At 35.7% G+C, this 8,928-nt stretch carries 9 protein-coding genes; 5 read left to right on the forward strand and 4 right to left on the reverse strand.

Going from position 1 to position 8,928, the window contains the following annotated elements; all coding sequences use genetic code 11:
* Window positions 1-78: 78 nt before the first annotated feature.
* The 4 genes from AC07XN_RS21690 to murB all read right to left on the reverse strand — a co-directional run bounded on the left by AC07XN_RS21690 (window position 79) and on the right by murB (window position 4,074).
* Complete coding sequence (locus AC07XN_RS21690; RefSeq protein ID WP_494744573.1) at window positions 79-558, reverse strand: SRPBCC family protein; 480 nt, start codon at window positions 556-558, stop codon at window positions 79-81.
* A 28-nt stretch (window positions 559-586) separates the two neighbouring features.
* The gene (locus tag AC07XN_RS21695; RefSeq protein WP_494744574.1) at window positions 587-1,993 is read right to left on the reverse strand and encodes a DNA/RNA non-specific endonuclease; all 1,407 of its coding nucleotides are present in this window, start codon (window positions 1,991-1,993) and stop codon (window positions 587-589) included.
* A gap of 240 nt (window positions 1,994-2,233) precedes the next feature.
* Complete coding sequence (kdsA, locus tag AC07XN_RS21700) at window positions 2,234-3,043, reverse strand: 3-deoxy-8-phosphooctulonate synthase (RefSeq protein WP_492802024.1); 810 nt, start codon at window positions 3,041-3,043, stop codon at window positions 2,234-2,236.
* Between the two features lie 14 nt (window positions 3,044-3,057).
* A complete protein-coding gene (gene murB, locus AC07XN_RS21705) occupies window positions 3,058-4,074 on the reverse strand; it encodes a UDP-N-acetylmuramate dehydrogenase (protein ID WP_494744575.1) in 1,017 nt (338 codons plus the stop codon).
* 159 nt (window positions 4,075-4,233) lie between these two features.
* Here murB and AC07XN_RS21710 point away from each other — a divergent pair, with 159 nt between their 5' ends.
* From AC07XN_RS21710 to AC07XN_RS21730, 5 genes are all read left to right on the forward strand, one after another.
* Window positions 4,234-4,812, forward strand: coding sequence for an SPOR domain-containing protein (locus AC07XN_RS21710; RefSeq protein ID WP_309912634.1), 579 nt, complete (start codon window positions 4,234-4,236; stop codon window positions 4,810-4,812).
* A gap of 249 nt (window positions 4,813-5,061) precedes the next feature.
* Window positions 5,062-5,997: a polysaccharide deacetylase family protein gene (locus AC07XN_RS21715; protein ID WP_494744576.1), complete on the forward strand. Its 936-nt coding sequence runs from the start codon at window positions 5,062-5,064 to the stop codon at window positions 5,995-5,997.
* A gap of 92 nt (window positions 5,998-6,089) precedes the next feature.
* On the forward strand, window positions 6,090-7,235 hold the full coding sequence (locus AC07XN_RS21720; protein WP_309912638.1) for a Gfo/Idh/MocA family protein: 1,146 nt from the start codon (window positions 6,090-6,092) through the stop codon (window positions 7,233-7,235).
* Window positions 7,236-7,383: 148 nt separating this feature from the next.
* Window positions 7,384-7,746: a four helix bundle protein gene (locus AC07XN_RS21725; protein WP_494744577.1), complete on the forward strand. Its 363-nt coding sequence runs from the start codon at window positions 7,384-7,386 to the stop codon at window positions 7,744-7,746.
* Between the two features lie 30 nt (window positions 7,747-7,776).
* Window positions 7,777-8,829, forward strand: coding sequence for a sugar phosphate isomerase/epimerase family protein (locus AC07XN_RS21730; protein ID WP_309912641.1), 1,053 nt, complete (start codon window positions 7,777-7,779; stop codon window positions 8,827-8,829).
* The last annotated feature ends 99 nt before the right edge of the window (window positions 8,830-8,928 follow it).

The following is an 8,928-nucleotide window of genomic DNA, read 5'->3' on the forward strand; positions in this document are numbered from 1 at the left end:
CTTTTCCCCTGATTTTTTCTTAAAAAAACTTAAAATATTTTCTTTACTTGAAGAAATTTATAGAGCATCTTTGAAAGATTATTTTCTATTCAACACTAATTCCCACAAATCTGATTCAGCATATTCCTTAATGATTTTATTTCTATCTGCTAATAATTTAGTGAGGTACTTTGTTAATATTACTTTGTTGAAAATTTCACCCAATATCCCATAGGGGGATTCAAAGATGAAAACATCCGTCATAATTACGTTTTCATCTTTTACCTCAAAAGAATGATTGTGAACAAATGATTTAAAAATACCTTTAAGCTGTTCGTCTCTAAAATGATTTGGATAACTAAATACCGTTATAATTGATGTCAATTGTTGTTTGATACCAAAATGTTTTGCCTCCCAAGTGACAGTCTCTCCTAAATTGATAAGACCTGTCGTTGTTCCATCAATCGCATTTTCATTTGTATGAGCAGTAGAAATTTTGTGTAAATCTATGCTCCTAGCTAAATCAAAACAGATTTCAATATCTGATTGTATGATGGTTTCCAGTGTGATTTTTGGCATTTTATTTCAGTTATCTAGCTAACAATCTTTACTTATCAACTCCCGCTTCAATAACTGCTTGGACGCTCGTTGGTACATTAGACAGAAAATCATAGCCCGTCAAGCGTTCTAATTCATCTACCGATGTCCTATATTTTTTCCAGTCGTCTGCCCCTATCGCATTCTGATTGGGCATATTTACAGCAATTACCCTAGTTTTAGCATTGATACGAGCCACATCTTTATCCCCAACAGGTAAAACCACAATTATTTTCCAGAGAGATGCTGGCACCAAGATGTTATTATTTTTACCAATTGCTTTGGCACTTCCATTGCTACCATTACCGCCTTCGCCTAAAGTTCCTGCTAAAATGTACAACTCATTTCCTTGGTCAATCAAAGTCCGAGTGTATTCTTCTAGATGTTTCCAGATTCCACGGTTATTCTCAGGTGCTTGTGGAACCATGTTCGTCATGAAAAAAGTCTCTTGGTTTTCCTCTGGACTTCCATCACGGTCATCCGAAGGGCATAAATGTCCTCTATCAAATCCTGCATCCGAATAGTCTCTTGGAGTAACTTGATACCAACCTGCTGGTAAAGTATTATCTGGTCGGAAATTATTTTGACGAGCAGCATCGCCTTTCCAAGCTTTGCTTAAATGCCAAGAAACCCAATTAGCAATGTTTTTACTTTTATTATATGAGAGTGTGTAGGCATTTTTTGTCAATAAATAATTATTAGGGGTTGACGTATTAGCAACCGCTTTTGAAGGATTCCCCAAAGCTAAATTATCATCACGAGTAGGCACCAAGGACACAGTTACCTCTACTTCTTTTGGTGCTGTAGTGGTAGTAACAGGAGGTGCTACATTGGTTTGTTTAGTGTTATTTGAGTAAGTAACAATGCTAATATCATCAATATTTAATCGATTCGCCGTGCCATCTGTTTTTCTGATTTCAATCCTACTTGGCTTGGTAAAATTTACTTCAAAAGATACCGACTTTAGCTTTTTATCCTTCGTTTTTATGGCTTTCCCCATTTTCATCCAAGTTTTACCCGCATTGGTCGAAACCCAAAGCTCAAAACTTGCCTCCTCATCTGTGCCATAAACACCATACTTCAATTTCACTAGTTGAATGCCTGTTGGAATATCGAAGTTCATCGTCAATTTGGCATTCTCTTTCATTCTAACAGACTTCTCTCCGTTTTTCAAGTCGTTTTCGGCACTACCAATCATGGCATTGTCCAAATTCCATTCACCAGTAGCAGTACTTATTAGATCAGCTTCATAACGACCTTTTGAAGCCGTTTCAAACTTCTCTGGAAAGTCCTTCGCCGTTTTGGTGGCTGGCTCTTGTAGATGGCTATCAAAAGCATAAGATGTTGGTGTTGTGTAGGCTGTACACAAAGAAAGAACAATACCAATAGAAGTTAGTAAAAAGGATTTTCTGAACATTGTTTTTGAAGAATAAGCGTTGAAAAACAAAATAACTTGAATGAATTGAATATACCTAATCTAAAAAGAGCAAGAGTAATCCATACTCGTTGCTCTTCTTATGATTCGACTTATATACCTTAGATAAAAATAATCAAACAATCCCTAATTTAATAATTAAGTGGTCAATGTAAAATAAACATTGTTATAATGTTAATATAAATCACAACATATCAACACTTTAACACACTAGCTCATCACTTAAATCACTGCTTGACGTACTCTAACTAATTTTTCTAATAATTCTTCTAGTTTATCCAAAGGCAACATATTTGCTCCATCAGATTTTGCAATAGCAGGATTCGGGTGTGTTTCAATAAAAATACCATCTGCTCCTACAGCAATAGCTGCTTTTGCAATGGTTTCAATCATTTTTGGTTGTCCACCCGTTACGCCAGTTGTTTGATTAGGTCTTTGCAATGAATGCGTACAATCCATCACTACAGGCACCCCATGTGCTTGCATTTCAGGGATATTGCGGTAATCTACCACTAAATCACCATAGCCAAAAGAATTACCACGGTCTGTTAAAAATACCTGTGCAGAAGGGTTTTCATGCAGGATTTTTTCTACGGCAAATTTCATAGAAATACCTGCCATAAATTGACCTTTTTTGATATTTACAGCTTTGCCTGTACGGGCAGCAGCAGCTAATAAATCTGTCTGACGACATAAAAAAGCTGGTATTTGCAAAACATCTACATACTTCGCAGCCATTTCAGCCTCTTGCGACTCATGAATATCAGTCACCGTTGGTAAGTCGTAATGATTACCAATTTCTTGTAAAATCTCTAAGGCTGCAATATCACCAATGCCTGTAAAAGAATCTAATTTGGTACGATTTGCCTTGCGATACGACCCTTTAAAAATATAAGGAATACCAAATTGGTCTGTTAGTCCTTTAATTTTTTCCGCAATTTCATAGGCTAAATCACGGCTTTCAATCGCACAACTTCCTGCCATCAAGAAAAAATTATTGGTTTCGGTATGTTTTAATTTTGGGATATTCATGTTTTGAGATATTGTTATATATAATTTACTTCTGGACTCAATTTGATACCAAATTTATCCACAATTGATTGCTGTACTTTTTCGGCAAGGGCTTTAATATCATTCCCATTTCCGCCACCATAATTTACTAAAACCAAAGCCTGACGGGCATGAACACCAATTTGTCCATCTCTAAAGCCTTTCCAACCTGCCTGTTCTATCAACCAACCTGCTGGTACTTTTACAGTGGTTTCGTTAATTGGATAACTTGGTAATGTCGGAAAATCTATCAATAGTTTTTGATATTGCGTTAGCGGAATCTCTGGGTTTTTAAAGAAACTTCCAGAATTACCAATTTCGGCAGGGTCGGGCAGTTTACTTTTACGAATAGCAATTACAGCATCGCTAATAGCTTTGATAGACAGTTCCGTAACATTCATTTCGGCTAAAGTCTTCTGAATATCACCATAGGCTACTTTAAAATTTGGCACTTTGCTTAGCTTGAAAGTAACAGCCGTAATGACGTATTTACCTTTTAAAGTATGCTTAAAAACACTTTCGCGGTAACCAAACTGGCACTCGGTTAAGGTAAAAGTTTCTATTTCGAGTGTCTCTAAATTAAGCGCCTGCAATTCTTCAAAAACATCTTTTATTTCTACCCCATAAGCACCGATATTTTGCATAGGAGCCGCTCCTACCGTGCCTGGAATCAAAGAAAGATTTTCAATGCCTGCATAATTATTTTCAACACAGTACATCACAAATTGATGCCAAATCTCACCAGCCCCAGCTTTGATATGAATGTGGTTTTCATCTTCAAAAACTTTTTCTATACCCTTCAAGGCAATTTTTACTACTAATCCTTCGTAATCTTTAGTCAATAAAAGGTTGCTACCTCCGCCTAAGAATAATTTATCAAGTTTCTTGAAATCAGGATTTTGAAGTATTTTTTTTAAATCCTCTACTGTACTTACTTCAACGAAATATTGTGCAGAAGCTTCCAGACCAAAAGTATTGAAGGGTTTTAAAGAAATATTTTGTTGAATATTCATGGGTATTTATAAATCAAAAATCAGGATTAACTCAGTACAATACAGCAAACAAAGTTACAATGAGTAAAGGGTATTTCAAGTTTTTGTCAAAAATTGTATCTTTGATGAATTCTTCTTTTCTAATACCACCAAAAGTCTATTTGAAAAACTCAATTTTATATGCAACGTTTCCTTTCAATTTGTTTATACATATTTTTAGTCATTCTAAGTGCTTGTTCTTCAAAGGTAGTTTCTAGCAAAGGGTCGTCCTCTGGTAGTGCTAATTCAAAAACATCTCATAAAAAATTAGACAAAATTTATGAGGAGGATTTGTCGCAATATTTACCCAAGTATAAAAAACTAAACGAAGCTGGCGATACATTAAGCGATGATAAAAATAAGTCAAAAAAGGGTTATTTAACAGAAGAACCCATGCACATCAACAAGAAACTGGATGCTATTTTAGATACTATCTCGGTTAGAAACAAAGGTGTACGCTATGCTAATGGCTTCCGTATTCAAATTTATGTGGGCAACGATAGAAAAGCGGCTGATGATGCCAAAATTTATACTTACCAAACTTACCCAGAGATATTCCCTTACCTTAGTTATCAACAACCCATTTATAAAGTAAAAATTGGCGATTTCCTTAATAGAATGGACGCTGAAAGATACTTTGTAAACATCAAAGAAAGCTATCCTTCAGCCATGATTTTGCCTGACAGAGTAGAAATTAAAAGAGGAATATTGGTGAAATAAAGTAATAGCTATCGTTTTAGTTTAAGATATGCTAGGCTAGCTTTATTTAGGAAGAAAAATCATTTTATCGTTTTGATACATTAATATACCCTGCTAATTCTAAAAAATATTAGCAGGGTATTATTTATTCTGTAAATTTGAAAATTATTCATAAAACTGAACAGACAAAGCAACATAATTTTATTTAAAGTCTTTTCTATTTTTGTGTGAACGCAATCTGAAATTGAAGAAAATCTATCTCTATTTAAGATGAAATATTGCTTAATTTTTACGCTTACAGTTGTGTGCTTTACCAAATCATTGGCTCAGCTTACTGATTATCAAGTGTTTTTTGGAAAATATTCAGAAGGTTTGGTAGTTCGAAAATGGGTACAAAATGGTAATCTGATGTATCTGGGCATTAACCATAATACATTAAAAACTAGTATTGTTAAAAATGTAGCTGTTCAACCCCTTCAATGGGATGAGGTACTGCAAGGCTATCAAAAAAGCAAATATATTCAAGCGTGGAATTTTGAAAAGGCAAAAGATTATAGACTGCAAGATGCTGGCATCGAAAAAAGTGATTCAACCCTCAATGGGTTTAGTTTGACTGTAGATTTATGCCCTTCTACCAAACCTCTGGCAAGAGGCTTTTTCACGAGTGTTATCAAAGGTTTTGAAGTTTCTGAACGTCCAGTTCCTATTACAATTACCGTAACTGGATTATGGATGAAAAGCCATCAGGATGATTTAAAATGGTTGATTAATCAGGAAACTGCTGGGAATTTAGAGATTACTTGGGTTAATCATAGCTTCAATCATCATTATGACCCAAAATTACCTTTAATCGATAATTTCTTACTTGAAAAAGGGACAGTGATTGCCAACGAAGTATTTTTAAATGAACAAGCTATGTTGATGAACGGTCTTGTTCCCTCAATATATTTTAGATTTCCGGGCTTGGTTTCCAGTAAGCCTATCTTTGATCAGATTCTTTCTTATGGACTATTACCTCTCGGCAGTGACGCATGGCTAGCTAAAGGTCAGTTGATAAAACAAGGAAGTTTAGTATTGGTGCATGCAAATGGTAATGAGCCTCTGGGCTTATCTCTTTTTCTATCACTTCTGAAAAAAAATGAAGGCAATATCAAAAAGAAAAAATGGCAACTTTGGGATGTTTCCAATTTAATTTCTAAAGAATAAAAGTATTTTTTGTGGATATATTCACGAGAAATGCATATATAAATAAAACAATCAAAATAAATTTATTATCCCCAAATCCAAATATTTAACTCATGTCAAAAATTAAAGTTGGTGTAGTCGGTACCGGTTTTATTGGACCCGCGCACATCGAAGCTCTTAGAAGACTTCCTAATGTGGAAGTAACTGCTCTTTGTGAAGTAAATATCGAATTAGCTACTGCCAAGGCTACACAATTAGGCATCGAACGTCCTTGTACATTTGAACAACTTTTAGCAATGGAAGACATTGTTTGTGTTCACATCTGTACGCCAAACTTCTTACATTATTCGCAATCGAAAGCTGCTTTATTGGCAGGGAAACACGTTGTTTGCGAAAAGCCATTAGCCAAAGATTTACACGAAGCAGAAGAATTGGTAGCATTAGCTGCTGAAACAGGCTTAGTAAATGCTGTTCACTTTAACTTGCGTTATTATCCTTTGGTTCGCCAAATGAAAACGATGCGTGAAAAAGGTGATTTAGGTGAAGTATATTCAGTAATCGGCTCTTATTTACAAGACTGGTTATTTTACGAAACAGATTATAACTGGCGTTTAGAACCAGATAAATCTGGAGATTCGCGTGCTATTGCCGATATTGGTTCGCATTTAATGGATATTATCGAGTATATCACAGGCTTAAAAACAGTTGAAGTAATGGCTGATTTTAATACTATCCACAAAACTCGTAAGAAACCATTGAAACCAGTAGAAACCTATTCAGGTAAAATGCTTCAACCAGAAGACTATGCTGATGTACCTATCACTACTGAAGACCATGCCAACGTATTATTGCGTTTTGACAACGGAAATCGTGGTTCGGTAACGGTATCACAAGTTTCAGCGGGGCGCAAAAACCAATTGAAACTAGAAATTTCTGGCGGCAAGAAAACATTTGCTTTCAACTCAGAAGCACCAAACGAACTTTGGATTGGTAACCGTGATGGCTACAACCAATCGTTAATGCGTGACCCTTCTTTAGCGTATCCAGAAGCAAGTGCTTTGATGACTTTCCCTGGTGGACACAATGAGGGTTTCCCTGATACTTCTAAGCAATTATTCAAAGAAGTATATGCGGCCATTGCCGAAGGTAAACAACCAGAAAAACCAAACTATCCTACTTTTGCCGATGGTTATAGAGAACTATTAATCTGCGAAAGAATCCTTGATAGCCACAGAAGCCAAAGCTGGGTGAAGGTATAGCGTTTAGTGATGTTATAAAGTTGTGAGTTAGTGAATGGTGAATAAAAATTCATTACGACGCTAATTCACAACTATAAAATTTATTGTTACTACACAATCAGACAATAAAGTGCAAAATAGTTTTACAAATAGAGAATTTGCAGAAACAATGTTCCAAAGAATAAAAAGCTTTGGACTTAGGTGTATTCCTGTTTGTGATGAATTATTTTTAAGGTCGTTGTCTGCCAAAAATATTGCACGACAATTAGCTCGCTCTTCTGCTTCAACTGTTGCTAATTATCGTGCTGTAAGAAGAGCAAGAAGTAACAGAGAGTTTTTTGCCAAATTAAGTATTGTCATTGAAGAACTGGATGAAAGTATTTTTTGGATAGAATATTCAATTGATGCTAATTTCTTTCAAGAAGTAAAATTGAAAAGTTTAATGGAAGAAGGAAATGAAATATTAAAAATTCTATCAAAATCTAGAAAAACAACACGAGAACTATTGAGAAAAAAGAGTTCAGACTCATAACTCACTCATTCACAACTCACAATTAATTCCATGAAAACAATCAAAGGACCAGCTATATTTTTAGCTCAATTTTTAGATAATACAGAACCTTTTAATACGCTTGATTCTATCACTTCTTGGGTAGCTGATTTGGGATACAAAGGGGTACAAATTCCTACGTGGGATGCTCGTGCTATCGACCTTCAATTAGCAGCAGAGTCAAAAACGTATTGCGATGAACTAAAAGGAAAATTGGCTGATAAGGGTATCCAAATCACTGAACTTTCAACGCACTTACAAGGACAGTTAGTAGCAGTAAACCCTGCTTATGATGTAATGTTCGATGGGTTCGCTCCAGATTCAGTAAAAGGCAATCCGAAAGCTCGTACAGAATGGGCAGTTCAGCAATTGAAGTGGGCTGCAAAAGCGTCTCAAAACCTAGGCTTGAATGCGCATGCTACTTTCTCTGGTGCTTTGATGTGGCATACGGTATATCCTTGGCCACAACGTCCTGCTGGTTTGGTTGATCAAGGCTTTACAGAATTAGGAAACCGTTGGTTACCAATTTTGAATGCTTTCGACGAAGCAGGTGTTGACCTTTGCTACGAAATCCACCCTGGTGAAGATTTACATGATGGCGTTACTTTCGAAATGTTCTTAGAAAAAGTAGGCAATCACAAACGTGCTAACTTGCTTTACGACCCATCTCACTTTGTATTACAATGTTTAGATTATTTACAATACATTGATTTCTATCACGAAAGAATCAAGATGTTCCACGTAAAAGATGCTGAGTTTAATCCAACAGGAAAACAAGGTGTTTATGGTGGCTATCAGTCATGGGTAAATCGTGCTGGTCGTTTCCGTTCTTTGGGCGATGGTCAGGTTGATTTTGGTTCTATTTTCTCTAAATTAACACAATACGGTTATGATGGCTGGGCAGTGTTAGAATGGGAATGTGCTATTAAAGACCCTGTTCAAGGTGCTACTGAAGGTGCTCCATTTATTGATTCACACATTATTCAGGCAACATCTAAAGTATTTGATGATTTTGCTGGTGGTGGTGCTGATGTGGAATTGAATAAGAAAATTTTGGGAATTTAATTGCTCTTTTCTATTAGCGGGCGACTTATTAGCTTTCATAAAATAAACGTTCTTTGATTTTTTGAGTAAATTTCATTACAAATATTTCCAAGAAAGTTA

The sequence above is a fragment of the Arcicella sp. GW458-12-2-14-TSB2 genome, assembly GCF_059423785.1.